This window comes from Paraburkholderia sp. SUR17, from assembly GCF_029536165.1.
Classification (GTDB): Bacteria; Pseudomonadota; Gammaproteobacteria; order Burkholderiales; family Burkholderiaceae; genus Paraburkholderia; species Paraburkholderia kururiensis.
On record NZ_CP120508.1, the window covers coordinates 676,909 to 703,502 of the forward strand.

General features: G+C 62.9%; 24 protein-coding genes. 9 read left to right on the top strand and 15 right to left on the bottom strand.

Features of this window, described 5'->3' with window-relative positions:
* Positions 1–297: 297 nt before the first annotated feature.
* The gene (locus tag P2869_RS03090; protein WP_277597433.1) at positions 298–2,376 is read right to left on the bottom strand and encodes a sigma-54-dependent Fis family transcriptional regulator; all 2,079 of its coding nucleotides are present in this window, start codon (positions 2,374–2,376) and stop codon (positions 298–300) included.
* A gap of 494 nt (positions 2,377–2,870) precedes the next feature.
* On the opposite strand from P2869_RS03090, the gene P2869_RS03095 reads away from it, so the two are divergent.
* The 4 genes from P2869_RS03095 to P2869_RS03110 all read left to right on the top strand — a co-directional run bounded on the left by P2869_RS03095 (position 2,871) and on the right by P2869_RS03110 (position 10,009).
* A complete protein-coding gene (locus P2869_RS03095; RefSeq protein ID WP_277597434.1) occupies positions 2,871–5,492 on the top strand; it encodes a mechanosensitive ion channel domain-containing protein in 2,622 nt (873 codons plus the stop codon).
* Between the two features lie 263 nt (positions 5,493–5,755).
* Positions 5,756–7,303 carry a PQQ-binding-like beta-propeller repeat protein gene (locus tag P2869_RS03100; protein WP_277597435.1) on the top strand — a complete coding sequence of 516 codons (1,548 nt, stop codon included), beginning with the start codon at positions 5,756–5,758 and terminating at the stop codon, positions 7,301–7,303.
* 152 nt (positions 7,304–7,455) lie between these two features.
* Positions 7,456–8,508: an endo alpha-1,4 polygalactosaminidase gene (locus P2869_RS03105; RefSeq protein ID WP_277597436.1), complete on the top strand. Its 1,053-nt coding sequence runs from the start codon at positions 7,456–7,458 to the stop codon at positions 8,506–8,508.
* A gap of 103 nt (positions 8,509–8,611) precedes the next feature.
* Positions 8,612–10,009 (top strand): chloride channel protein, encoded by a 1,398-nt coding sequence (locus P2869_RS03110; RefSeq protein WP_277597437.1) that lies wholly within the window; start codon positions 8,612–8,614, stop codon positions 10,007–10,009.
* Between the two features lie 126 nt (positions 10,010–10,135).
* On the opposite strand, the gene P2869_RS03115 is transcribed toward P2869_RS03110, so the two are convergent.
* Positions 10,136–11,008, bottom strand: coding sequence for a LysR family transcriptional regulator (locus P2869_RS03115; RefSeq protein WP_277597438.1), 873 nt, complete (start codon positions 11,006–11,008; stop codon positions 10,136–10,138).
* Positions 11,009–11,073: 65 nt separating this feature from the next.
* Here P2869_RS03115 and P2869_RS03120 point away from each other — a divergent pair, with 65 nt between their 5' ends.
* Positions 11,074–11,925: a 2-dehydropantoate 2-reductase N-terminal domain-containing protein gene (locus P2869_RS03120; protein WP_277597439.1), complete on the top strand. Its 852-nt coding sequence runs from the start codon at positions 11,074–11,076 to the stop codon at positions 11,923–11,925.
* Positions 11,926–12,188: 263 nt separating this feature from the next.
* On the opposite strand, the gene P2869_RS03125 is transcribed toward P2869_RS03120, so the two are convergent.
* Positions 12,189–13,025, bottom strand: a complete 837-nt coding sequence (locus tag P2869_RS03125) for a helix-turn-helix transcriptional regulator (protein WP_033350439.1) — start codon at positions 13,023–13,025, stop codon at positions 12,189–12,191.
* A gap of 154 nt (positions 13,026–13,179) precedes the next feature.
* Between P2869_RS03125 and P2869_RS03130 the strand changes: the two genes are divergently transcribed.
* Positions 13,180–13,893: an SDR family oxidoreductase gene (locus P2869_RS03130; protein ID WP_026121081.1), complete on the top strand. Its 714-nt coding sequence runs from the start codon at positions 13,180–13,182 to the stop codon at positions 13,891–13,893.
* A 239-nt stretch (positions 13,894–14,132) separates the two neighbouring features.
* Here the strand turns inward: P2869_RS03130 and P2869_RS03135 are convergent, their stop codons facing one another.
* On the bottom strand, positions 14,133–15,614 hold the full coding sequence (locus tag P2869_RS03135; protein WP_277597440.1) for an MFS transporter: 1,482 nt from the start codon (positions 15,612–15,614) through the stop codon (positions 14,133–14,135).
* A 50-nt stretch (positions 15,615–15,664) separates the two neighbouring features.
* Positions 15,665–16,261, bottom strand: coding sequence for a TetR family transcriptional regulator (locus P2869_RS03140; protein WP_017773005.1), 597 nt, complete (start codon positions 16,259–16,261; stop codon positions 15,665–15,667).
* Between the two features lie 787 nt (positions 16,262–17,048).
* Between P2869_RS03140 and P2869_RS03145 the strand changes: the two genes are divergently transcribed.
* On the top strand, positions 17,049–17,924 hold the full coding sequence (locus P2869_RS03145; RefSeq protein ID WP_026121083.1) for a lipid A biosynthesis lauroyl acyltransferase: 876 nt from the start codon (positions 17,049–17,051) through the stop codon (positions 17,922–17,924).
* Between the two features lie 507 nt (positions 17,925–18,431).
* Here P2869_RS03145 and P2869_RS03150 read toward each other — a convergent pair.
* The 10 genes from P2869_RS03150 to P2869_RS03195 form a co-directional block, all read right to left on the bottom strand.
* Positions 18,432–19,163 (bottom strand): trypsin-like peptidase domain-containing protein, encoded by a 732-nt coding sequence (locus P2869_RS03150; RefSeq protein WP_277597442.1) that lies wholly within the window; start codon positions 19,161–19,163, stop codon positions 18,432–18,434.
* A 79-nt stretch (positions 19,164–19,242) separates the two neighbouring features.
* Positions 19,243–19,455: a DUF6723 family protein gene (locus P2869_RS03155; protein ID WP_017773009.1), complete on the bottom strand. Its 213-nt coding sequence runs from the start codon at positions 19,453–19,455 to the stop codon at positions 19,243–19,245.
* Between the two features lie 56 nt (positions 19,456–19,511).
* Positions 19,512–19,796 (bottom strand): hypothetical protein, encoded by a 285-nt coding sequence (locus P2869_RS03160; protein WP_199545080.1) that lies wholly within the window; start codon positions 19,794–19,796, stop codon positions 19,512–19,514.
* A gap of 575 nt (positions 19,797–20,371) precedes the next feature.
* Positions 20,372–20,983: a tyrosine-type recombinase/integrase gene (locus P2869_RS03165; protein ID WP_277597443.1), complete on the bottom strand. Its 612-nt coding sequence runs from the start codon at positions 20,981–20,983 to the stop codon at positions 20,372–20,374.
* A gap of 217 nt (positions 20,984–21,200) precedes the next feature.
* Positions 21,201–21,413 (bottom strand): 30S ribosomal protein S21, encoded by a 213-nt coding sequence (gene rpsU / locus P2869_RS03170; protein WP_017773013.1) that lies wholly within the window; start codon positions 21,411–21,413, stop codon positions 21,201–21,203.
* Between the two features lie 194 nt (positions 21,414–21,607).
* On the bottom strand, positions 21,608–21,832 hold the full coding sequence (locus P2869_RS03175) for a hypothetical protein (protein WP_126876890.1): 225 nt from the start codon (positions 21,830–21,832) through the stop codon (positions 21,608–21,610).
* Positions 21,833–22,109: 277 nt separating this feature from the next.
* On the bottom strand, positions 22,110–22,313 hold the full coding sequence (locus tag P2869_RS03180; protein ID WP_017773014.1) for a cold-shock protein: 204 nt from the start codon (positions 22,311–22,313) through the stop codon (positions 22,110–22,112).
* A gap of 693 nt (positions 22,314–23,006) precedes the next feature.
* The gene (locus tag P2869_RS03185; protein WP_017773015.1) at positions 23,007–23,264 is read right to left on the bottom strand and encodes a hypothetical protein; all 258 of its coding nucleotides are present in this window, start codon (positions 23,262–23,264) and stop codon (positions 23,007–23,009) included.
* A gap of 18 nt (positions 23,265–23,282) precedes the next feature.
* A complete protein-coding gene (locus P2869_RS03190; RefSeq protein ID WP_017773016.1) occupies positions 23,283–23,567 on the bottom strand; it encodes a hypothetical protein in 285 nt (94 codons plus the stop codon).
* A gap of 184 nt (positions 23,568–23,751) precedes the next feature.
* Complete coding sequence (locus P2869_RS03195; RefSeq protein WP_017773017.1) at positions 23,752–24,039, bottom strand: hypothetical protein; 288 nt, start codon at positions 24,037–24,039, stop codon at positions 23,752–23,754.
* Positions 24,040–24,665: 626 nt separating this feature from the next.
* Here P2869_RS03195 and P2869_RS03200 point away from each other — a divergent pair.
* Together P2869_RS03200 and P2869_RS03205 are read left to right on the top strand one after the other, a co-directional pair.
* A complete protein-coding gene (locus P2869_RS03200; RefSeq protein ID WP_017773019.1) occupies positions 24,666–24,950 on the top strand; it encodes a hypothetical protein in 285 nt (94 codons plus the stop codon).
* A 747-nt stretch (positions 24,951–25,697) separates the two neighbouring features.
* Positions 25,698–25,985: a response regulator gene (locus tag P2869_RS03205; RefSeq protein WP_277597444.1), complete on the top strand. Its 288-nt coding sequence runs from the start codon at positions 25,698–25,700 to the stop codon at positions 25,983–25,985.
* The last annotated feature ends 609 nt before the right edge of the window (positions 25,986–26,594 follow it).

The window sequence follows — 26,594 nt, forward strand, 5'->3', positions numbered from 1 at the left end:
GCCGCTGCAAAAGCGAGCGGCGAACGCGGGCCGCGATGCGCGTATCGAACGCGGCATCGGGGCAGGCGGGCGGGAATCTCGCTGAATTGGGACTGAACTCGGGGCTTTTGTCTGGCCTTTCGTGTTGCCTTCGCAGTGGAGCGCATCGAGGCGGGGCGTGGGCACGCTATCGGCTCGTCATCGAGCCGCAGTCCGCTGCGCGTGCTGTTCCGTTGTGCCACACCGGGTGTTCCAGAACGGAACAGCACGGAAGAGCAGCACGGTGAAACAGCACACAAGCGAGCGCCGCCACACGCGTTATGAATTCACGGCGTTGTCGTCTTCGCCTGCGCCTTCACCCTGGCCCTCGTTCGAAAGCGACGGCAGCTTGCGATAGATCGTGTTGCGCGAGACGCCGAGCGCGCGCGCCGCCGCCGACACGTTGCCGCCGTGCTGTGCGACCGCTGCCGCGATCGCTTGCGCTTCCACATCCTGCAGACGCGCGCCGCGCAGCGGCATGACCTGCGCGATGCCTTGGGGTTGTCCCTGGGATGATGCGACGCACGGGCGCGGGTTGCGCAGGTCGTCGAAGAAATCGTCGGGCAAATGCTCGCGGCGAATCTCGCCGTCTTCGTCCACCATCGCGGCGGCCGTGCGCAGCAGGTTCGCGAGCTGGCGGAAGTTGCCGGGCCACGTGCATTGCGTGAAGAGCGTCATGACCTCGTCGGCCACGGTGAGCGGGGCGTCGGTGGCCGCGCGCCCCGCCTGTTGCGACTCGTGGTGCAGCATCTTGAGCACCACGGCTTCGAGATCCGTGCGCTCGCGCAGCGGTGGCAGCTTCACGACGAGGCCGTTCAGGCGGTAGTAGAGGTCTTCGCGGAAGCGATTCTGCGCAATCATCTCGCGCAGGTCGCGGTGCGTGGCGCAGACCACGACGATGTCCACGGGAATCGACCGCGCCGAGCCGAGCGGGTTCACCTGGCGCTCCTGGAGCACGCGCAGCAGCCTCACCTGGAGCGGATACGGCATGTCGCCGATTTCATCGAGAAACAGCGTGCCGCCGTTAGCCTGCAACAGCTTGCCGACAGCGCCTTTGCGCCGCGCGCCGGTGAACGCGCCTTCTTCGTAGCCGAACAGTTCCGATTCGATCAGCGTTTCGGGAATCGACGCGCAGTTCACCGCGACGAACGGCCCCGCGTGACGCGGCGAGTCGTTGTGAATGGCGCGCGCGAGCAGTTCCTTGCCGGTGCCGGTTTCGCCGTTGATCAGAATCGGCACGTCTTTGCCGATCACCTTGCGCACCTTGCCGATGACCGCCGACACCTGTGGATCGCCGGTGTCGAGATAGGCGAGGCGCGAGAGCATGGTGGAGCGGGCATGGGCGGTCGCGGCGCCGGTGCCCGCCGCTGCGGCGTTTGCGGTTGCGGGGGCCGGTTGTGCCGTGCCGTCGTGCTCTGCCGCATCGGCCTGCAAGGCGCGCGCTGTGGAGGCGGGCAGCGCCGGCCGGCGGAAGTCCACTTTCGCGCAGACCGTGGCGCCGGTGTGCAGATTCAGCGCAATGTACTGGCCAGGGCTCGCGCGCAGCCGTTCGAGCAACTGCGCGCTCCCCACGCCAAAGAGCGATGAGAGCGTGTGCGCGCGCAGCGCCGAAAGCGGCAGCCCGAGCTGGAATTGCGCGCTGCGGTTTGCGGCGAGAAAGCGGCCGTCCGAAGTGAACGCGGCAATGCCCTCCATCAGCGTGCCGAGAAACTCGGGGCGCGCATGAAACGCGATCTGCAGCGTTTCGCGGAAGGTGTTCATGAACAGATGGTTCTCGATCATCTGCACCGACATCCGCGCGAGCGCCATGGTGTGCTGGTGATAGCTGCGGTGGTCGCCCGTCACGTCGAGCACGCCGATCAGGTCGCCGTAAGGGTCGACGATGGGCACGCTCGAACATGTGAGAAAGCGGTTGGCCGCGAGATAGTGCTGGTCGCCGTGCACGACCGTGGGCGAGCGTTCCGCGATGGCGGTGCCGATCGCGTTGGTGCCCTGGCGGTCTTCGGCCCAGTTCGCGCCGGGACGCAGCGCCACTTTCTCGGCGCGGCGCAGGAAGTCGTCGTCGCCGACGGAATGCAGGATCAAGCCTTGGGAGTCCGTCAGCACGATCATGCTTTGCGTGTTGACGATCTGCTCGTGCAGCGTTTCCATGACCGGCGTGGCGTGCGCGCACAGAATGCGGTTCTGCTCGAGCTTGAGGCGCAGTTCGGAGGCCGGAAGCACGTCGTAGTCCGGGCGCGTGGAGGCGCTGAGACCGTACATTTCCGAACGTTCGTGAGACTTCTGGATTTCCGGGGCGAGCCAGCTGGACTCGCGCGTCGCCGACGGGCCGGCGACGTGACGGACATCGTCACGCATTGTCTCCTCCTTGTTTTGCGCCGGTCGTTTTGCCGGCGCCTTGGGTGTTGCCGATAATGCAAATTCTGCGCCAGAGGATGGCGGCCCGCCGACGCGATGCGGCTTACAACACGCTGTCAGGGAAGGCGGCCGGGGAAAGCGACTCACGCTCTGATAGCAGCCGACGTTGCGCTTCGTTCGAGGTTCACGCTGTACTGTGCGGCGTGTCTGTTTGCCGGCGTTGACCTGCATCAAGCCGCGCAGGGCCGCCTGAGGGTTTGAAAATGGCGACGGATAGTGCCGGCGCGGCCGCTCTTGAGTGGCATAGGGTGACGCGTGAGGGAACCTGAGAGGCCCGCTCGCGGACTTATCGATACCGGTTTCGATCCGAAGGCCCGGCCCACGCGCTTTTCCCGCATCACCTTGCATTGCCCGTCGCTGCCGCCGCGAGGCACGAGCCGTGCTACCGCGATCGCCCCTGACTGTTTTCATCGAGGCTGCCCGTTACGTCACTCATGCGAAAAAAATCGTCTACGTCTGTCGCTTTCGTTCCGTTCGTGTTGCTGGTGTCGCTGTTCCTCGCCGCGGGTACGGCGCGCAACGCCTGTGCGGCCGCCGCGCCTGCGAGCGCTGCGTCGGCCAGTGCCGCGTCGGCTGACGCAGCCAGTGCGCCGCGATTGACGCCCGACCAGGCACGCGCCGCGCTCGACGTGCTCGAAAGCCCGGCACGGCGCGCCCAGGTCGAGAACACGTTGCGTGCCATCGCGGCAGCCGGTGCGCTTGCCGCGCCCGCCAGCGCGCCCGCCGCCGCGAGCGCGGCGACAGCGGCAAGTGGCACGGTGGCCTCCGCGGCATTGCAGTCGAATGGGCTCGCCGCGCAGCTTGCGCGGCAGGGGGCGCACTGGGCGGTGCACGTGGGGACGGCGCTGCGGCGATCCGTGGCGGCATTGCTCGATGTGTCGTCGTTGCGCGCATGGTGGGCCGACGCGCTGACGAATCCCGCGAAGCAGGCCGCGGCGCGCGACGTGGCGCTCGCGCTGCTTGCCACCTTGTTGCCGGCGTTTATCGTCGAGTGGGGCGCGCGCCGCGCACTGCGGCACGTGATTCGCACCGTCGCCGCACGCCGGCGCGATCAGGCGGACCAGGCCGAGCAGCGCGAGCGCGCAGCGGCGGCTGCGGCACGTAAAGCGGAGGACGCGAGGAGCGACGTGAGCCGCCCGGACTCCGTCGAGCCCACGCCACGCACAACGACCGGCGCCGCCAAGGAAGCGCGCGGCAAGCTGCACGCCGCGCAGCACTGGTCGCTGCTGCGGCATCTGCCGCGCGCTGCGCTACGCGCGCTGTTGCGGGCGTTGCCGCTCGTCGCGTTCGTCGCGGTGGCGAGCGGCGCCATGTCGCTCTTCACCACAGACGGTTCGCCCGCGGACAGCGTGATCGGCTCGCTCATCGATATCTACGTGATCTGCCGTGTGGTCGTAATCGTCGGCGAATTCTTCGCGCAGCCGGACGCGCCGGGTCTGCGGCTGCTGTTTTTCTCGGACCACTGGGCGGTGTGGCTGCAGCGCTGGATCGTGCGCATCGTCGTGATTGCGGGCGCCGGCGCGGCCGTAGCGGAGACCGCCGCGGCGCTCGGGCTCAACGAAGGCGCGCACGCGGCGTTGATGAAGGCGATCGCGCTCATCGCGCACGTCATGATCGCCGTGATGATTCTGCAAAGCCGCAAGCCCGTGGCCGCCTGGCTGCGCGAGCACAGCGCTCACCGCCAGTCGCTTTCGATCGCGGGCAATCTGCTTGCCGATGCGTGGGCCGGCATCGCGGTGTTCGTCGTGATGGCGCTGTGGTTCGTCTGGGCGCTCGACGTGCGCGACGGCTACAGCCTGCTGCTTCATACGGGCGGAATGTCGGTTGCCATCCTGATCGGTGCACGCGTGGCGTCCATCGTGTTGCACGGCGCGCTCGCGCGTCTGTTCCAGCAGAAGGAAGGGGCGCCCTCGTCGCTCGTGCAGCAGCGCGCGTATCGCTATTACCCGCTGTTGCGCGGCATCGTCTCGGCGTTCGTAGCCATCGTCACCGTGTTCCTGCTGTTGCTCGTATGGGGCGTGGACCTGCGCATGCTGTTCGCGAACGGCACCGTGGGGCACCGGCTCGCGTCGGCGCTGGCGACCATCGCCGTTGCGGCGGTCGTCGCGCTGGTTGCGTGGGAGGCCATCAACGTCGCCATCGAACGGCGACTCGACAACTGGACCACGAGCGGCGACTTCGTGCGTGCCGCGCGCTTGAGGACGCTCGTGCCGATGGTGCGCACGCTGCTTTTCATCGTGATCGCGCTCGTCGTGGTGCTGACGGGCCTCTCGGAACTCGGCGTGAACACGGGGCCGCTGCTGGCGGGCGCGAGCATCTTCGGCGTGGCGCTCGGCTTCGGTTCGCAAAAGCTCGTGCAGGACTTCATCACGGGCATCTTCCTGCTCATGGAGAACGCCATGCAGGTGGGCGACTGGGTGACGCTCGCGGGCGTATCGGGCACGGTGGAGTATCTGTCGATTCGCACGGTGCGGCTGCGCGCCGGCGACGGCTCGTTGCACACGGTGCCGTTCAGTTCGGTCACGACCATTAACAACACGAATCGCGGCATCGGCAACGCAGCGGTGAAGGTGAACATCGCTTACGGCGAAGACGTGGACCGCGCCGTCGAAGCGCTAACTGAGATTGGCGCCGCCTTGCGCGAAGACGACAGGTTCAAGGCGGGCATTCTCTCGGACTTCGCGTTCTGGGGTGTAGACGCGGTGGACGGCGCGGCAGTCACGCTTGCGGGCCAGGTGCAATGTACCGACAAGGCGCGCTGGGGCGTACAGCGCGAGTTCAACCGGCGCATCGCGGACGAGTTCCGGGCGCGCGGCATCCGCATCGCGAACCCGCAGCGTACGGTGTGGGTGAGCGGCGAACCGGCGAAGCAGGGTGGAGTCGCCGAGGTGAGCCAGCCGGGTCACGAGTCGCGCGACGCAGAAGCGGCGCAGGCGGACGTAGCGGCGCAAAAGCCGTTGGGCGCTGAACAACCGGCGGGCGATCCTGCGCCCACGGGCAACGCTCGACAGGGTGACGGGCAGGGCAGCGGCAAGGCGGGCCGCGAGCCGTCTTGAAGTGCGTCCGGAGGTGCGTTCCGGAATGCGTCTTCAGGCGGCGCCATCGCATGCATCTGCGCCGGTTGTTGCCGCGCACGGCAACGGTCGCGACCGTCCTTCTGCATGAAGCTGACATCACGCTGCCCCGGCATCGACGGTAGAATCAGCGCTCCCCTACGAGGCCCTCGAACGAGGGCCTTTCCACGCTCACGATGCGACGCCCGGCGTACCGCACGTTCCATTCGCCGACGCGTTGCCGACGGGTACGAACGGAGGTGCACGTGCGCGCGGCTCTCATTCCATCGATTCGTATTGCGTTTTTTTTGGCGTTTTTTTCCGCACTGCTGTGCGCATCGCTCACGGCCTCGGCAGCGGGCGACTCGCATGGCGAAGGTGCCGATTCCGTCACCATGCATCACCGCACGCCGGACCGCAGCGGACAGTACGTGGTGCCCGGTCTCACCTGGCAGCGCGCCGCGCATCTGCAACGCGATACCGGCTTCGACGGCAAGATCGAAGGCGCGGTCAACGCGCAGCCGCTTTACTGGCATTCGGCAGACACGGGCGCAGGAGCGCAGTCGAACGGGCTGCTGATCGTCGCCACCGAAACGAACGCGGTCTACGCGCTCGATGCCACCACGGGCCGCACCGTCTGGCGCACGGCGCTCGGTCCCGCGGTGCCGCGCAGCGCGATGCCATGCGGCAATATCGATCCCCTCGGCGTGACGGGCACGCCGGTGATCGATGCGGCGCGCGGCACGCTTTATCTCGACGCGATGGTGCTGCGCGAAGGGCAGCCGCGTCATTTCGTGTTCGGACTCTCGCTGCGCGACGGCGCCGTGCAAAAGGGCTGGCCGCTCGACATGGAAGCGGCGCTCAAGACGCGCGGCGTGGCTTTCACCTCGCGCACGCAGAACCAGCGCAGCGCGCTAGCGTTGATGGACGGACAACTCTTCGTGCCTTACGGCGGCAACTGGGGCGACTGCGGCGACTATCGCGGCATGGTGGTGAGCGTGCGGCTCGACCATCCGGGCGTAGCGAACGTGTGGGCCACGCGCGCGGCGAAAGGCGGCATCTGGGCGCCGGGCGGCATTGCGGCGGCGGACGGCCAACTGTTCGTCTCGACGGGCAACACCGAAGGCACGCGCACGTGGGGCGACGGCGAAGCCGTGATTCGCCTCAGGCCCGACCTACGCCATTCGGCCGATTCCCGCGACTTCTTCGCTCCGGCAGACTGGAAGCAACTGGACGACGCGGATCTCGACTTGAGCGGCGTGAACCCTGTCCCGATCGACTTGCACGGACGCAAGCTGATCGTCGCGCTGGGCAAGGACGGCAAGGCGTATCTGCTCGATCGCGAGAACCTGGGCGGTATAGGCGGCGCGCTGGACGTAGCGCGCGTGTCGTCCAGTTCGATGCGCACGGCGCCGGCTTCGTGGGCCACGGCCGATGGTGTCTTCATTGCGTTTCAGGGAGCGGGTTCGGCGTGTCCTTCGGGCGAAGCCGGCGCGGGGCTCACGGTGCTGCGAGTTGCTTCGGCATCGCGCGGCGGTATCGGTACAGCCTGGTGTGCGGCGCTGGACGGCGCCGGCAGCCCGATCACGACCACGAGCGACGGCAACGCGGACCGTATCGTCTGGGTCGTCGGCGCCGAGGGCGACGAGCGCGTGCACGGCTTTCGTGCGGACAATGGCGAGCCGGTGTTCACGGGCGGCAGTGCGCAGGAGCGCGTGCCGGGTGTGCGTCACTTCGCTACCATGCTGGCGGCGAACCAACGGCTTTATGTGGCCGGCGATGGGCGCGTGTACGCGTTCAAGGCAGGGCAGTGAGGCCCGGCCGGCTAAAGAAGGAACGGTACAGGTCGTTAATACACAGGTTTTGCGCGGCGCTTGCGGCAACCCGTTTGCGTTCCGTTTGCTTCTGGTTTGCGGGCCGAGGTCGGCTCGCCGCCGCGCCAGCCTTTTCTTCCGGAGTGTCCGCTTTGTCAGTATCCCTGCGCTTGTTGAACCGCCGCGTCGCTCTCTACTGCACGTTTGCCTTGTCGCTGTTTGCCGGCGCCTGTGGCGGGGGAGGTGGTGGTGGTGGCGGAGGCACCAGCACGTCGGCCACGAGCGCCCCCGCCAGCACCAGCACGGCGAGCACGCTTTCAGGCTCGACAAACGTCTCGATTGCTGCGGCTCGCAATCTACCGGCGAAGCCAGTCTGGGAGGTCTACTACGGGCAGGCATCGCAGGTCGACCTCGCGCGGCTTGCATCGAGCTTCAACGTGATCGTGATCGACGCCGATCCCAGCGGCACGACACCCAACTTCACTGCCGACCAGATCGCGACGCTGAAATCGCACGGCGCAAAGGTGCTGAGCTACCTGAATGTGGGCGCCTGCGAGACATGGCGCTCGTACTGGCAAACCGTGCCCGCGGGTTTCGTGTCGTGCAGCGCGAACCAGGCAGCGCAGCTCGGCAGGTACAGCGGTTTTTCCGAGTACTGGATGAACGTGGGCAACGCGGACTACCAGAACCTCATCGTGAACTACGTCGCGCCACGGCTTGCCGCGACGGGTGTCGACGGCTTCATGCTGGACAATTTCGAGATCGTCGGCCACGCGGCGAACGCCGCGCAGGGGCCGTGCGACAGCACGTGCAAGCAAGGTGGCCTCGACCTCGTTGCGCAGCTGCGCAACGCGTTCCCGAATGCGCCCATCCTGCTCAACGCGGCGCCGACCTCGGCGATCAGCGGGGCGAGCGGCGGTGTGTCGTTCCCTATGCTCGTCGACGGCGTCTTTTTCGAACAGGTCTTCCTGCCTTCCACCGACAGTTCCTTGCTCCAGGCGCTGCAAACCTGGAAGAGCACGGAAGTCGCGCTGCCGCGCAGCGCTTTTTTCACCGGCACGCTCGATTACGTGAACAGCTGTTCGGATACCACGAGTGCGCAAAACGGCTGGACTGCGAGCGTGAATGCGGGACTGAGCCCGTCGGTGTCGATCCAGGCGCTCAATCAGGTTTGCTGGTGGTCGTTCCTGCCGGCGCCGACCTAAGTCGGCCACCATGATCTGGGAGAATTAATTCGGAAAAATAAGTCATACAGCGCATGTTGCTGCGCAACTAAGATACGGGTTTTCCCTCGTCTGGCGACGCATCATGGCTTCCGAATCTTTCTTGATTGCCCGCCTGGGCGCCGGGCGCGGCCGCCTGCCGGCGTTCGCGGCATTAGCAACGGTCAGCGTGCTGACGGGCGTCGGCGCCGGCCTGGGCGGCATGTTGCTGGCGCTGCTGCTCCACGCTATCCAGCACCTCGCGTATGGCTACAGCCTGGATCGCCTTGTCGGCCATGAGAGTTTTCTGAGCGGCGTGACTGCCGCTTCGCCCGGACGGCGGTTCGTGGCGCTTCTGGCGTGTGGACTCGTTGCCGGAATCGGATGGTGGGCGCTCTACCGCTTCGGCCGTCCGCTCGTGAGCATCAAGCGGGCCGTCAAGGCGGACGGGCCGCGCATGCCGGGCGCGAGCACCGTTGTTCATGCGTTGCTGCAGATCGTTACCGTGGCGCTCGGCTCACCGCTGGGCCGCGAGGTGGCGCCGCGCGAGATCGGCGCAGTGTGGGGCAACTGGCTTGCGCGGCGTGCGGGGCTGAGCGCCGGCGAGACCCGCATCATGATTGCCTGCGGCGCGGGTGCGGGTCTTGCCGCGGTTTACAACGTGCCGCTGGGCGGCGCGCTGTTCGTGCTCGAAGTACTGCTGGGCACGTTCGAATGGAGGGCGCTGGTGCCCGCTGTCGTGACCTCGACGATTGCGGCTGCCACCGCCTGGCTCGGACTCGGCAACGAACATCAGTACACGCTGATCGGGCCGCTCGCGCTGACTATGCCGCTTGTCGTATGGTCGGCGATCTGCGGTCCGCTCTTTGGTTTTGCCGCGTGGGGATTCACCCGGCTCGCCGAACAGGCCCGCGCCCGCGCACCGAAGGACGCGCGATTACCGCTCTTTGCGCTCGTCAATTTCGCGTTGATCGGTGCGCTCGTCATCTGTTTCCCGCAGTTGGCCGGCAACGGCAAAGGCGCCGCGACGCTTTCGTTCGACAGCGCGCTCAGTATCGGACTGGCCGCGATCCTCCTCGTGCTGAAGGTCGCGATCGAGATGGGCAGCCTGCGCGCAGGCGCCGAAGGTGGACTGCTTACGCCAGGCCTGACGAACGGCGCGCTGCTCGCCGTCGTGCTCGGTGGCGCGTGGAACATGATGTGGCCGGGGACGTCGGCCGGCGCCTTTGCGATTGTGGGCGCAGCGGCGTTCCTCGCTGCATCGATGCAGATGCCCATGACCGCGCTGGTGCTCATGGTCGAGTTCACGCAGGTCGGCCACGACATGCTGATCCCGATGCTGCTCGGCATTGCGGGGTCTGTCGCAACGTTCAGGCTCGTCACGCAGGCGACTGTCCGTGCTGCTGTGAAGGGCGAGCCGCGGGGGGTACTTTCGGACCTCGTGACAGAAGTGCGGGATAGCAGCCTGCGACGCCACCAGAACCGCTCGGACGTGTACATCTAGAAGCGCGTCGATGTCGGCGAGCGAATGTCGGCGACACGCTTGCTTTCAGATCGCAACCTGTTGGTCGCGCGGCGCGATACCTATGGAGGACCGCCACGCCTTGCTATGCGAGCAAGGCGTGCGACTTCAGGGTTGCGCATACTGTGTGAAGTAAGACGCGATCGATGCGACCGCAGCGCGGACGTGCGGTTGCGCGCGCAAATCCCGATGGTAGACGAGATAACAAGGTTGCGAAGGCGCTGCGATCGTCGTCTGCACCGCGACAAGTCCTGCGGTTCGCGGGTCCGACGTGACAAAAGCCGCGAAGCCGGCTCCCCGATGGGCTGCCTCGGCGATCGCTTCCATGGAGCTTGAGCGGAATACGAACCGGGCAGCGCCGAGCGCCCGAAGCCACTGTTCGTGCGGCAGATCCCTCCATTGCACGTCGAGTCCGATAAAGGAATGCAGCGACGCGTCGTTCGTGTCCAGCCGTCCGGTCGGCAGATGACGCCTGACGTAATCGGCGGAACCGAACAATCCGAACCGCAACGTACCGAGTCGCTTCTCGACGAGCACGCTCGACGTTGAGCGGGCCAGACGAACCGCGATGTCCGCCTCACGCGCGGCCACGTCCGCCATCCGGTTCTCGCCCACTAATTCGAGGTCGACGCCGGGGTGTTGATGGCGGAAAGCGAGCAGTGCGCGGGCCAGTGCCGGTGCCATGCCGTCCGGCACGCTCACGCGAAGCGTTCCGGCGAGCATCGTCTGATCGCGTCTCAACGCATCGAGACCATGTTCGAGCCCTTCGGCCAATCGCACGAGTCGCAGCGCCTCGGCGTTCAGCTCGGCGCCGGACTGACTGCGATGGACCAGTTGGCGGCCGGTAGCTGTTTCAAGCGCGTCCAGACGACGCGCGATCGTCGATGTTGACAGGCCGATCGTTTTGCCGGCAGCTAACAGGCTTCCTGCCCGGTGGATGGCGAGAAGGACGCGCAGGTCGTCCCATGACAGAGTTTCCATAACTGGACACCAGCTTACCGCCAATTTCCGTATACGGAAACAGGACAGCTCCCTAAACTGGCCGCATGAAAACTATCCTCATTGGCGCGGGCCGGATCGGCAGTGTCGTTGCGTTTTGCCTGAGCAGAGCCGGGCATGACGTCACTGTCGTTGCGCGAGGCGCACGGCTGAACGCGCTGCAATGCGACGGCGCTATTGTCACCACTTCCGGCGAACGCACATCGGTTCATGTCGTCCCGGAGTTTGATCCACTGATTCCATGCGATCTGGCGATCGTGACCGTCCCCGAGCACCAGGTCGGACCGCTGTTGCCGCTGCTGTCGCAATGCCGCGCGAAGACCGTTCTGCTGATGTTCAACACATTCGAAGGATGCGCTCGCTATCGATCGGTGATCGGCCCCGATCGTTTCGCATTCGGCTTTCCGAACATGACGGCTGCTTTGGTCGAGCAGCGGGTGCGCTTTCGCGTGGACGGCCCGGGGATGACCACCACTCTGTCGAGGCCGGATCTGGTGACCCTGTTCCGACACGCGGGGATGCCGGCCGAGTACGAGCGCGACATGGATGGCTTCCTCCGCAGTCATGTCGCACTGGCGGTACCGTTGTTTATCGCGGCGTTGCTTATGTGGAAACGCGAGTCCCACCTGACGTGGAAGGAAGCGAGGCGACTCGACGAAGCATGGGCGGAGGGTTTCGATCTTGTCAGAAGTCTCGGTCATGCTCTGAAGCCCAGGATCGTCGCGATTCTGTCGCGTACGCCTTCGTTGTTACGCGTGCTTCTGTTGTGGGCGTTCAGCAGATCCCGTCTCGTCAAGGACACCGGTGAGTTCGGCCCGGTAGAAACGCGGTTCCTGATCGACGCGATGTTGACGGTGTCGCCCGAACGAACGCGCCACCTACGGGCACTTCGGCCTTGAATTGTATGGGCCGCCTTCGGCTCATGACCGGACCTCGACGCTTGGAACGCAGTCGTCCCTTATGGGCCGGGAGCGCGCGCTAACGACAGTCCGTTTTGGGGAGGCCGAAATCCACCGGCCGCTTTCCGGCGATAAGGTGAAGGAGGGGGACGACGTGACCCGACCCTGAGCGTTCGATTGGGCTCCTGATGTCATTCACCAAAACTGGCGGACCAGCAGGTCTAATTGGCTGGAACCTTACGTCATGCGCCTCGCGCAGGCCATCAGATGGTCGAGCTTACATATAGAACCTCACAATCTCCGAGCGGCGTGTAGACCGTGAGTTTCCGATCGGAGCCATCCAGTAGCGCGAAACTAACGTACTCAAAAGTCATCGAGCCTCTTTCCGGATGGTTGATGCGCTTGATATTCGACAAGGGATTGAGCACCTCGTGCCTGGGCCACCAGGCATTGAATTCGTCACTACGCTCGCGTAGCGTCGAAATCAGCCGCTCGAAATCGGGATCGCCGGCATAGCGTGCACTGTCGAGACGAAACATCGCGAGGGACGCCCGCGCCAATATCTCCCAGTCAACGAGCAGACGGCGGTGCCGCTCGTTCGCAAACACCATGAACATCAGATTGCGTTCGTCGGGCGCGATCTGTGCGTAGTCTCCGAATACCAGCGAAGCGGCCCGATTCCATCCGAGGATGTCCCAACGCCGCCCGGTTACATACGCGGGCTGTCCCGTCAGGCTATCGAGCATCCGCTGCACTGGTTCCTCCAGCTTCTCCGGATAGACAGACCTGACTTCGGGCGACGGCCGATCGCTCAATACGAACAGATGCTGCCGCTCCACGGCGTCGAGTCTCAAGGCATCTGCGATCGCCGCGAGTACTTCCTGCGAAGCACGCACGTCACGCCCTTGTTCGAGCCACGTGTACCACGTGGTGCCGACGTCTGCGAGCATCGCCACTTCCTCGCGACGCAAACCCGGCGTGCGGCGCCGAAAACCATCCGGCAAGCCGACCATGGCGGGGCTCAGGCTCTCGCGTCTCGAACGCAGAAATGCGCCTAGCTCGGCGCGGCGGCTTTCGGTGCTATGGACTCGGTCGCTCATCGTCATCGTGGTAGTGGCCAATACCGGTATCAATCCAGAACTGCTTGCCGGTTGGAAAAGCGCAGAGCATGCGCCGGAGATCAATTGTCGATCTTCGATGCCAGTCCACACGGATTCCCCGACCTGGCATCGTTATAAAACGGAGAGTTCAATCATGTCACAACATGTTTTTATCGTCGGCGGATCTTCCGGTATCGGGCTGGCTACGGCCAGGCGTCTTTTGTCCGAAGGCTACGCGGTTACGATTGCGGGACGAAATCAAGCCCGATTGGCCGACGCAAAGGGCGCACTCGACGATATCGTCAACACCGTTGAGTTCGATGCTTCCCATACGGTGGATCTCCCAAGAGCGTTCTCGCAGATCGGGACGATCGACCATCTGGTGCTCGCCCTTGGCAGCAGCAAAGGGGGCGGCGCGTTTCCTTCGGTGAGTCTCCACGATGTGCGCATGGGATTCGATGAGAAGGTCTTTCCTCATTTCGCGTGTGCGCAAGCGGCCCTCTCATCGATCACGAAGAACGGAAGCATTACGTTCATTTCTGCTGTGACGGCGCACACCGCCATGCCCGGTACCGCAGGTCTTGGCGCTGCGAATGCGGCAATTGCGGCAATGGTACCTATCCTGGCGGCGGAGCTAAGGCCGTTACGGATCAACGCGGTATCGCCCGGCGTAATCGACACGCCGTGGTGGGATTTCCTGCCGGCGCAGGACAAGGCATCCGTGTTCGCCGATTACGCCGCGAAAACGCCCGTGGGACGCGTTGGTCAGCCCGACGATATCGCCCGCGCCATCGCATTTCTAATTTCAGACACGTTTATGACGGGACAAACCATCGTGTGCGATGGCGGACTCGGTTTGCGTTCATAGTCGCGCTGGGATCAGCCGATCAATACTTCCGGCTTACGGAGTCGACCGTCTGATTCTGGCCGGGTTGCCGCCTGACGCGGTCGGCTGTAGCCGACCCACAAGCGACAATTGCGTTTCGAAGTGTGAGGTCTGCTGACCAACGCAAAGCGGTTGATCGGCTCCCGTTCGCCGGCCGTTGCCGGAAGGGCCCGCATGTCCGTGGAGCGTGCCAGGCACGTCAGAAAACGACAGATGGGCGGCTAGGGCCGATTTCGTTCAGGGCTGAAGCCCGGCCGGGCGACCGTGCGCACCGAGGTCGGCGCGGCGGGCGCGCGGGCGAGCGAGATGCCCAGCGCGGCGCCGGCGACGAGGAACAACGAAATCGAGAGCAGCGCGACGATGAACGCGTGCGCAATGGCGGCCGGATCCTGGCGCGTGCCGAGGACCGTATAGAAAATTCCGCCGATGATCGCGACGCTGAGCGAGGTGCTGACCTGCAGCGTCGAACTGGCGATGCCGGCGATCATGCCGGAAAGCGCCGGTGCGACGCGCCCCGTCACCATGCGCATCAGCGTGGGCAGCGCGAGCCCCTGTCCGAAACCGATGACGAACAGCGCGGCGGCGAGCGGCACGGACACGAGCGGCATCCCGATCGGCGTGGCATCGATCAACCACGCGAGGCCGACGAGCCCGACGACCTCCAGCCCCATGCCGAACGGATTGACGTAAGCGCCGATGAGACGTGCGCAGAACGGGGTAGACAACGGGCCGAGCAGGAACCCCACGCCGAACGGCAAGAACACGAGACCCGCGCTCAGCGCGTCGACGTGCAATGCATTCTGCAGATACACCGAAAACAGCAGGAAGAACGCGCCGATCGCGTACAGCAGCAGCGCGATCAGCAACGCCCGTCCCAGCCCCGGCGCGCGCAGCGCGGCCGGATCAAGCAGCGGTGCGCCGCCGCGGCTGCCCAGCCTGCGCTCGTAGCGCCAGAAGAATCCGGCGAGGGCCGGGACTGCGATCAGCGACACCCATGCCCATACGGGCCAGCCTGCTTCGCGCCCCTCGATCAGCGGCACAATCAGCGCGCCTAACGTCAGCATCGACAGCGCGGTGCCGCCGAGGTCGAGCTTTCGCGCATGCTGCGCACGCGTTTCCTTCAACAGCGGAACGCCGAACAGCACGACCAGAATCGCCAGCGGCAGGTTGACGAGGAAGATCGTGCGCCAACCCAGGTTCAACAGGTTCAGCGAAATCAGGATCCCGCCCAGCGCCTGCCCGACCACGGCGGCGAGGCCGAACACCGCGCCATACAAGCTGAGCGCGAGCGGCTTTTCCGCTTCCGGGAAGATCGCCTGGATCGAAGCGAGCGCCTGCGGCGCCATGATCGCGGCGGTCACGCCCTGCAACGCGCGACCGACGATGAGCGTCCACGGCGAGTTCGCGAGGCCGCACAGCATCGAGGCCGTCGCAAATCCGATCAACCCGAGAAAGAACATGCGGCCGCGGCCGAACAGATCGCCCAACCGCCCGCCGGTGATCAGCGTCACCGCGTACAGGCCGGCATATGACGAAATGACCAGTTGCTCGGCCGATGACGAGGCGCCTAGCTCCGCGCGGATCGACGGCAGCGCGACATTGATGATGAAGAAGTCCAGCGGCGGCAGGAACGCGCCGACGAGCAGGACCGAAAACATGCCCCAGCGACGCGGGTCGGGCGAGACGGAATCATTTCGTGACATGGATGGCTCTCCATACGGAACCAATCGGTTCCAAATTGAGTAAAAAAAATTCAGTCGAGGAGGCGCATCGTGCGGTCGACCAGCGCGAGCATGTCGCGCTCGGGCACGCCGGTTTTGCCCAGTACGCGCATGCCCTCGATCTGGCAGACGAGCAAACGCGCCAGCACCTGTTCGTCCTGCTCGGCGATCTCGCCACTCGCCTGGCCGCGGACGATCGCGCCCGCATAGATCTGCTGCAGGCGCCGGAACATGCGCCCCGTACGCTCCGCGACCTCCGCGTCGCGCGCGGCCAGTTCGGTGGTCATCGCGACCACAAGGCAGCCCCGCCGGCCCGCCTCGCCGACGGACAGGTGCGCATAGCGCAGCAGCGAGTCGCGAATCGCATTCTTCACGGGTCCGGGTTGCGACAGGAGGTCCGCGGTCGCCTTGAGCCCGTCGGCCATGTACAGGTCGAGCGCCGCCAACAGCAGCGCCTTCTTGTCGCCGAATGCCTTGTAGAGACTGCCGCGCGACAAGCCGGTGCCGGCCATCAGGTCGGGCAGGGACGCGCCTTCATATCCGCGGTCCCAGAAGACGTCCATCGCGTCGCGCGCGGCATCGCCAAGTTCGAATTCGCGTGGGCGGCCCACGCCAGCCGGATTTGCCATCGATCAGGTTCGCAAACGATGCGGTGCTTGAAAGTTGAATTCATTATATGGACTGATCGGTTCCAATGTCAATGCGCGTGTGTCGGCAGGGTGCGGCGATGGCCATCCCATCTCACATGTCTGAAGCACCAGGAACACACTGATTTTGCGAACTTCAGTCGGGTGGCGTTCGGCGTTGCGCCGGTATGGCGGCTAGTTGATCGGTCGATCCGGGCGGCAACTTACGGGGTCGAAATTGGACTCGGCGATGGCAAGGGATGTTCGTCGAGGTAGCGAACGGCAAGGCGAGCACATTTAATGTAGGACGACTTTAGCCCGGGAATGTTGGCGTTAGGATGAGAAGTTATGCCGCCAGTCGTGTTCTCGTGCAACATCGGCGGCAACCCGCGCCTCTGAAAATGGCCCGGTGTTTAGCGCCTCTAGAGGCCCGGTACGACCCGTTGCCGCCGTTCACTGTCTGCCACGATTGAGGTCTCCTTTCGGCGTGGAAGTGCCGTTCGCACAACCGTTGCCAGCAGCAACTTACTTCGAGCTGTGAAACCGGGTCGTCGTCGCTGGCGTCGACGATTCACGACCAGAATTGTTGAAGTGAGTCGCATCTGAGCCGCCTGCTACACTGCCTAACTCGCAAGTCGTCCCTGTAGTCCAATGATCGCAACCTGGGCTATGTAGTCCGTAGTTAGTATCTTGAGCGAAAACATTTCCATGACGCGGCGGCGACCCGAAAGTTCGCCTGCATGGCGTTCGGCGGCGCTTTCCAAACCTTACCATCCAGAGGGGACAATCTTTGAACCGCCTCGGTTTTGTGCTTATCGTGGCGTTACTGCGCACGCTTTCCGTCCTTCCTTACAAATTCGTCGCAAGGCTCGGGATGATTGTCGGCACTGCGCTGTATGCGGTTCCGAGCCGCCGCAAGCATATCGTCCTGGTGAACTTGCGTCTTTGCTTCCCCGAGAAGACCAGCAGCGAACACCAGAAACTCGCAAGAGGTCACTTCCGCCACGTTGTTCGCAGTTATCTCGAGCGAGGCATCCAGTGGTTTGGCAGCGCGCAGTCGATCCGGGATATCGTGCAGATCGAAAGCAAAATTGATCTCGACGACGACGCCGCTCCGCCCACCATCTTCATGGGGTTTCACTTCGTAGGCATTGAGGTTGGTTGCATGCTCTACTCGACGCGCCTCCCGGTTGCCTCGCTGTACACACGTATGTCAAGCGCGGCCCTATGTGCGCTGGCCAAGCGCCAACGCGGCCGATTCGGGGCAGAGATGATCGAACGCGCGACCAGCGCTAAAAAGATCGTGGGATTGTTGCGTTCCGGCAAACCCGTCATGCTCGCGGCGGACATGGACCAGGGCGTCGACAACTCTGTTTTCGTCCCTTTCTTCGGCGTTCCCGCCTGTACGCTAACAGCCATTTCGCGTCTCGCGAGACTGGGGCACGCGCGGGTTGTTCCGTTCGTGACCGAGGTACTCCCGAACTATCAAGGGTATAAGTTGACGATTTTCGAGCCGCTCGCGGACTTCCCATCGGGGAGCGATGTGGTCGACGCACGCCGCATGAATGCGTTTCTTGAGGAGCAGGTCGTTAAGTTTCCCGAACAGTATTACTGGGTGCACCGGCGCTTCAAGCACCGACCACCTGGTATGGCATCGGTATATTGAACGGTTCGGCAGGTCAAGGAGCCTGACCGAAGGGGCGGACCGAAGATTGCGTATGTTGCGGGCATCATAGCCGCGAGCTATTCGATCGCATTCCAGATCAATCTGCTGTCGTTGAACGCCGCAGTCTAAGCCGCTCTCGCCGGGGCGCAGGGCCGAGGTTCCGCGATACGCAGCGCATAAACGCGTGCCTTCATCCCCCTGATCGCGTCAGAACGCTAAAGGTTGGCGAGCAATGCGAGTTGATGCCCGGTCTCGCAACCTTTCACCAGTGAGTAAGAGCACAAACACTTCCGCTCGTCGGACGAGAACCCATACCCCCGGGAAAAGCTATCCCAACGCGCGTCGTCGATCGACATCGGCTTGCCGTGCGCGCGTGCGAACCAGTTCATCATGCGACTCGCCTGGCGGCTAATCAACGCGCGCTCCCTGTCCAGAACGTACGATTCGTGTCCGGCGCGAAGAACAAGATAGTGAGGAATCTGGTGCGTTTCGCCACTCCGTGGGCCGTCAGCGTTCAGTGAGCTTCATCAGTATGTCTGCATACCACGCGCAGTTCAGGCCAAGCGCCTCGTCATGCTCAGCGTCGCGCGCACCGATATCGAAGCGAGTCGAATGGACGCCGAGCAGCGTCCAGTGCAGTCCATCGTCGTGGATATTCAACTGTCCGCTGTCTGCCATGACAACAGGGGCTCCGCTGGTTCCTCGATGCGTTCGCGCATCGGTCAGAAATTGCCCTTTCCCCTGGAATCTCAAGCCGAACGAAGACGCCACAACAGCGTGCCGGACCACCGGCAGATGGTGAAGCGAATCATGAAAACCAAGCGGATACCCCACCACGAGAAGCGGGCTGCCAATCTCAACGGCCTTGTCCAGGTCCGGCAGGTGCGCAGGGGTGAAGGTCCGATAAGTCATCGTATCCGGCAACGCCGATTTCTGCAGCTCCACAGCAGCCACATCAATCGCACCACCTGCATCGCAGCCTTGTCGCCAGACGGCTCGCTGGTCGACATAAAGCGGTACTGAAAACCAGGTGGAAGCACCGAGGTTCGCCGGATCGATGTGCAGTTCGATTTCGATGCGGTCCGGGAAATGGGCGCTCGGCTCGTCAATGAGGACGTGCCGGCTCGTCACGAAGAATAGCCGCTTCTCGCGGGCAAAAAAGAAGCCGCTCGCGCTCGTCATCATCGCATCCTGCGAGAACGTATGCACGCGGGTAGCTGTTAGCAGTATCGAATCCATGAACCTTGCCACCCATTTGGCCGCATGTCGATGCAGCCCATTAAGCGTACGCGGCGGCGCTCGACGGTGGGCCGTCAGATTACTCCGGAATCGCAATATCGCCGTTGACGAGTTGCCAGCCGTAGACCTCGGCGAAGTTCTTCGCGCTCTGCGGATCCTCGCATAGGGGCATGTCTGGGCAACCGCGAAACGGATAGATCACCCGCTTGTCGGAAAGACGAATCACCTTCAAGGACGGAATAATGCCACCCATCGTCCGACGAAACGAAGCGGTGACCGCATAGTTCTCCACGCCAGGCTTATCTTGCTGGATTCGCGTCTTCTCGATTCCACGGTCTTGCGGCCCCCTCATAGATCGCGCACGGACTGCCCGTCGACCTGTCCATCAATCAAGCGCTCCGCATAGCCGTTGGATGCCCTTCGCGCCTCGCCCGCATCGCTAAACGGCGCACGATGTGGAATCCGAAATACGCGGCTGGCCGTCAGTGTGTCGTCGGTGCCTCGGCGGCATATCCTGACGGCAGCGTCAAAGCCGGCATCGTAGTCGAATGAGCCAACGGCTCCCCGGGGAATGCGGGAATAGACGAGGGGATAGATCTCCAACCCTCTGTAAGTTCTGACGTACTCGCTCATGATGAAGTCCAAAAGTGTGAGCCTGACGAGAAATAGCCGGGAACCGCCCAGCGTGTGGGAAATGGGCGATTGCTGCAAATGAAATGGTGGCGCACAGCGTGCCGCGGAGCTCGGGATGGTGCGACTATCGCAGCGACGCAGCTAGCGGAATCGGCGTCCGGAGAGGGAATATCGCTTCCTCTGGAACGAGGAGAGAGCTGACCAGCAGTAGACGGGAATCAAGTGCCCCCGTGGAACGCAAACTCCGAGGGACGATGGACATGACAGAAGCCTGGAACTGACGCAATCAGTGTACCACCCGGCCTGCTAGTAGGCCGCCCCTTTTATTGAGCGTCAGACCAGGCACCGGTGATCCGTGGCTTCGGATTAGCATCGTAGTCCGACGGACTTGCCGCTCGCGACCGCGAGCCGATGGTTATCGTACGAAATCAACTTCGATGACTAACCGATGTTAGCCCTGGCTCGCGAACGTCTGCCGCCAGAGGCACCCGCGCATTGGAATGCCCACGCGAAAGCGAAGGCAAATGACCCCTGATGGCCCGGCAGCGACCCGACGCCGTCCGGCCTAGGGCCCCTCACACGTCGGTTTGCTCAACCATCTCGAGTGCATCATCGACCTCAATTCCGAGGTATCGAACCGTGCTCTCTAGCTTCGTGTGTCCGAGCAGTAACTGCACTGCCCTCAGATTTTTCGTGCGACGGTAAATCAGCGAAGCCTTGGTCCGGCGCATCGTATGCGCTCCGTAAGCTGCAACATCCAGTCCGATCGCTCGTATCCAGCGATGGACCAGTCGAGCGTATTGTCGGGTCGACAGGTGCGGCGATTCGTGGATGCGACCCGGAAACAGATTGTCGCCCCCCGAAAGCGCTGCGGCTCGCATCCACGCCTCTACGCTCGTACGTGTCTGCTCGGTGATCTCGAACTGTACCGGCCGCTGGACTGTCGTCCGCGCTGCGACGCGCGAGCCCAGGCATATGTCCGAGACTCGCAACCGCGTGAAATCGCACCCTCGTAGCTTGCTGTCGACCGCAAGATTGAATAATGCCAGGTCTCGCGTCTTTCCGGCGAGCTGTAAGCGGATACGAATCGCCCAGATCTCTCTGAGCTTAAGCGGTGACTTCTGGCCCGTCAGTCTTCCCTCGTTCCACGGCACGCGCCGCGCGCTGCCCACACCAATGGCTTCCATGGCGATTCTCCTTTCGACGGAAAGAGAATCAGTCTGCGCCGATCAGCGGCGGACGGAAGTCCGACCCAAAACGGTCTGCCAATCGCAGAAAATCAAGCGGCTGGTGTACGAACGTAACCGGCCGTCTGTACCGGTTCCCCATGCAAAGGTTGGCCGAGACACCGGGCCGCAAACCAGATGTCCGCTAGAGCATGGCTGGCTGCCTGGCAGTTGCCAGTCAGTACTGCTTTTTCGGCGGCAACGACCGTTTGATCTGCTTGCGCAGGCGTGCCACTGCAGCAGCCTTTTGGCGTTTGCGTTCTGCGGTAGGTTTTTCATAGGCTGTCCGGGCGCGGAGTTCCGGAATCAAGCCGGTGCGCTCGATCGCACGACGGAAACGGCGTAATGCAACTTCCACGGGCTCGTCGGGTTTCAGAATTACGGTCGTCAATTTGTTCCCTGGTTGAAATCTGGCCGCCTGATGAACGGCGATATGGCTCGCGCACAGCGTCGCGGCACAGGTAAGAGCCACAGCCGACGGTTGCGTATCGCGTCTCCACGATAACGAAATGCCTCTCTCCGTTCATGCTTACGCCCGCCCGGGCGCCTCAGGCGCATTGCATGTTTCGGGCCGAGGCGTCGACTTTAACCGCGCGTGTCGACCCAGTTGCGTGCCCAGTGATTTGAGTGCCGCAACGCCAGCTCTTCGCTCCTGAAGTAATCGAGCGAATAAAACCAGTAGCGGCCTTCAGCCCGAGCACTATCGATGCGCTCGAGCAGCACGTTGGATGAAAAGCTACCGTCAGGCAAACGATGCGCCGAAGGTTGAACGGCATAACCATTGTATTGGTGAATCTGTTTTCTCTGCATTTTAGTTCTAGTAATACTGGAGTGCGCACGTACCGTGCGAACAGTGCACGGGTGCGCCGGTTCGAAGCCATTCGAGCCGAATTCAGATGCAATCGAAAAACGAAAAGTGGCTTTGAAGCCTGAGGAAAGATTGCGGTGCAACGAGGGGCGTAGGGCGTCTGGCGAACTGTGCAATAGACAGATGGCAGACAGGAGCGATGGCGCCAACTGAGGGCGATGAAGCTCCGAGGGTGCTGCTGCAACCCGGCATCCGTCGCGGGAGGCCGGGCCTTCAACTTTACATCGGCTTGATGTTAGCCGCTTGCAGCCCCTTCGGGCCTTGCTTCGTTTCGAAGCTCACCTTCTGATTTTCAGCCAGCGTCTTGAAGCCGTCGCCCCTGATTTCGGAGAAGTGCGCGAACAGGTCGTCGCCACCTTTGTCCGGGGTGATGAAGCCAAAGCCTTTGCTGTCGTTGAACCACTTAACGGTACCGGTATCCATGAGGAATCCTTGAAGAAAAATACGAAGATTTGCCCTATAAAGAGCGCGTGAAGCTTCAAGGAGAGAGAGGACAACGAATACCGCTGAGGAGCGAGCAATTGATGAACAGCAATCGAACTTCTTGAACTTCGAACGGCAGAGTACGCGCCGGACGGATCAGCGTCAATACTTATCTTGTAACTGTTTCACCCCGGCGGTTGCTCTGCGGACGAAGCGATGCAACCTAGTTGTGCCCGGCACCTGAGAGTGCCCCGTCTGGCCGCGGGGGCGGCCTGGCACAACCCGATGGTGACTCCGGGCGTGCGGCAATGGAATCGAACAAAGGGACTGCACAGCGCCCACCCAGATTCGGCTCAAATCAGCGGATTGACTGGCCGCTCCCAGAGGGCACAGCGCACACCGGAATGGCCGGGCTGCGCTCGCTTCCTGGCCGACTGTTGCCCGACACCGGGCATGACGATCGCCTACAGTGCGACGCTCGTGCAAATGGAATGGGCCAACCCGCTTTGGCCGTTTAGTTCCACTTCGATGGACCTCCGGCATTAACAAACTCAACGGCCATTGAGGAATGCGAACATACGGTGTTCACACCGGGTTGCAGATGGGGCAATGCGGCCGCCTCGTGTCATTTCGGCGTCTGACGAAGCTGCAATTGGCAACATCTCCGTGCAACGGTGGGCACCCACGCTCCCGTCAGTCAATGGGATCTCCGTCCACGATGGCCACTCCAAGAAGCACGTCAATTGCAGCTCGCCCGGCGGCTTCAGCGATGAGATACGCCCAGCGGCGTGTATAGGGGCCGTTGTGTAGCGAAATCTTGTCTCCGCTCCTACCTACGACGCGAAGGTTTTCTCCACCCTTGATCTGAAACGTGACGTCGTAAAGATCCACTGAGGACTGACTCAGTTCAACATGAATCTCAAATCCACGGTACGCGATCATCCGATACATCAGGCGCTCCGTTGGGGGTCAGAGGTCAGCCAGCAATCTGAGCTGGTGTTCGCTTTCGGCGCCACAAACAAGTGCGTACGCTCGCACTTCGGCCCGCTCGGCGGGCGAGATGGATTCCGAGCCGAAAAAGTCGTTCCATTCGTCGTTCGCAATCGAAGTGAGGGCGCCGCGAGTTCTTGCGAACGCATGCAGGAGACGGCTTGCTTCGCGGCGCAAAACACGGCGCTCAGCGTTCAGCACATACGGTTGGCAGCCCGTACGAAGCACGAGGTAATGCGGAATCACATCGAGGTCAATTTGCAAGGCCGATACCGGTCTGTAGAGCCCATGCGCTCGGTTCACCGCTTCGCTGTGCGGACCACCGCTCTCCACGGGAAAGATGCGAAGCGACGCTCTCCGACACGGGGCGCCTCTTATGAAGAAAACGACAGTCAAACAGGCGATCAAGGGAGAGCCCATCGCCGGCTTCCGCACGCCGGCACTGCCATCACATGTCGACGACCGAGGCTCCGTTCACCTTCCCGTCGATGATGTCCTTTCCCTGCTGCCGGGCGGCACGCCTTGCCACACCAAAATCGGAGAATGCTTGTGACTGGTCCAGCCGGAAAACGCGGCTCGCCGCAGAACCTGCGATCGCGGCCGGACGACATATCCGAACTGCGATGTCATACCCTTCGGCGAAACGGGAATGTCCGTCAAAACGATTGAACGTGCGGGGGAATACGAGAGGATGAAGTTCGTACCCCTTGTAGAGAAGAATCGGGTGTGTCGACATGTCAGTCACTCCACAGGGGAAAGCCCACTATACCCTGAAACAGGGAGCGCAGGACGGTGCAGATGTTTTCAGAATTGAATTGACCCGTGGTACCGGTGCGCGTATGGTGAATCATGAAGTCCGCAAAGCGGATCTTCGCCCACGCTGTCATCCATCTTCTTTCTGATGGCCCGATGAGGATCATCGACCTCCCCTCTCCACCACTGTATGTGGCGGACTCCATGAGAACTTCACGGCAACCAGGCTTGCTTGCCGCGCGATGAAACCGATGACGGATATTGACCTCATTGGACGAGCAACGGACGTCGTCCCGACGATGTGCTGAACACAACGTAAACGGTCAGCAATGCGCTTTTGATTTCAGGTGGTTCGGATAGAGCGATCTAACAACGGCACATCGAATGCTGGCCGGCGCAGCGCCCCCCGATGGAGGCGTGACGTTCACTTCCGGCGCAAAGCCACCCGAACCATTGTCTAGCCGAGTGGCACCCTTCCCGGCGGGAATGTCCGCATGGGCGATTTCGACTCGTTGATATGGTTCGTCGGGCGCTTCGGGCGTACCCCGGCCAGCCCCACACAACGATCAAAAACCGGCTGCGTGATGCGGCCAAAAAAGGAGTGATCTAATGAGCACCATTCGCCATTATCGAGGTCTCGATATTTCCCTGCTCGTGTATCCCCACCGCGCGACCCAGGCAGGATTTGGCCACAACTACGACGAAGGATTCGATGCGTCGATCCGTATCAGCGAACCTGATTCCGGACTGGCCATTGCCCGGAGCAGGCTGTTCCGCGTGCCCGGCAAGCGTCCTTTCGTGAATACCGGCGACGCAAGGCGTGCGTCCCTCGTCTACGCCGAAATGTTGATTGACGGTCGCGCGTCCGACCGGCCGATCTGGGACGCCGCCTGAACGGTCCGGCCACGTCAGGCCAGTTGCGAACTACAGTACGGCCATTCCCCGCTTGCCTCGGCGCCATCGCGATTCAACCCTCATAAAAGGACTGACCGACCGCCGATGCGCCCGCCGGGTACCGACCGCGGTCAAATCTGAACTCGCTTCCACCCGCAGGTCGCCTTGCATCTTGCTGGAGCAATTCCTCGTTCCGTCCTACGCCGAAGCATCACCCTCAAGGGGCAGCGAAGGCAATCCCGCGGCATATGCAATGGTGAAGCTGGTTTCACGTTCTGCTGACGCAACGGCTATCGTTGCGTGATGTGCCGTGATAATGCAGCGGCAGATGTGAAGACCAGGGTCAATGCCCGCAGTGCTCCGGCTCCGGTCAGGCTAATTCGCCCTTGTGAGGGGAGGGTAAACAGCTTGGGGAGCGCTTTCTCGGGGTCGGGTTTCCTTCGTTGCAGACGACAGTGGTCACGTGTTCCTCCCGGTCATCGGCTTCGACGCCCCCTATAGGCGCGCGCGTTGCTGCCTATTGCGCGTCACGGTTGATGCGTTCTCCTGAACGACGCGGCTGTGTCGCTCCAGGACACACGCTTGCCCATATCTGATTCCCGCATATGCCTACGTTCGTGACTTCTGCGCGATGGAGCCTGCGCAGATTGCCCGCCAATCCTGCGCCTCGCCAACGCCGGCTTCTCGTCGTGGACGATGAGCGTGCGGGCGGCGAGGCGACAGCGGCGTCGCTCGCGACGGCGGGATATGTACGCGCATTTCGCTGCTGATGGAGCAACCGCGCTACAGATGGCTGCGACGTGGAGGCCCGAGATCGCCGTGCTGGATGTCAACATGCCGGTCATGGATGGATACGAGCTTGCGCAACGTCTGACGCAGGATGCGCTGACCCAGCACACCCTTCTCGTCGCTTTCGCCGCTCTCGACGAACCGGTCGCCCGTTCCTCCGGCATTGCGTCGAGGTTTGACGTCTATTGCCAGAAAGGCGGTTGTCCCGGCGTTCTACTGACACTGCTCCGGTCATTAGCTCAATAGGGGCCGTGCATCCCGGCTACTGGTCGGAAGACGAAGCGGGGCCTTTATCCCCGCCGGACGGCCGATTACGGGGGCGGAGCCGACGGCTCAATGTTCACGTAAGGGCCTTGACGAGCGGCAGGAAATGGCCGGCTGGCGCTCGCCGACAGAGCGCGACGATCGCCGTGGATGCGGCAGAACGCGACGCTCATTTCAGCCGTGCAGGGCACGCAAGAGGCATGAGCCACCTCGCAGGCGACCTACCGATTTCTCGAAAGTAAACGCCCTGTTAGTCAAGGTCGTAAGTTCCTGGCCGCCCAAGCATGATGCATGCGTCGCGCGAGAAATCGCGGGCCCTCTAAGCCGGGCGGATAGCCGTGATTATCCTTAAATAAGGTCGCGTTACTCTCGATGGTGGGGAACAGGGTTCCAGGGAGCAACGCGTCGTGATCTTGTCGTCAACGACGGCGTGAGGAGGCGCGCTCGGCGCGACGCTCGGACGTTTCTGCGTCGTCACGGGCGCCGATCGAATTTGGAATTGGGCCCGCTGGCGACCGCTTCCAGCCTTCCGGACGTCATTTTTAGAACGTCTTGGTCTGCCGCCGGACACTTCCGAATTTTTCTGGCGGA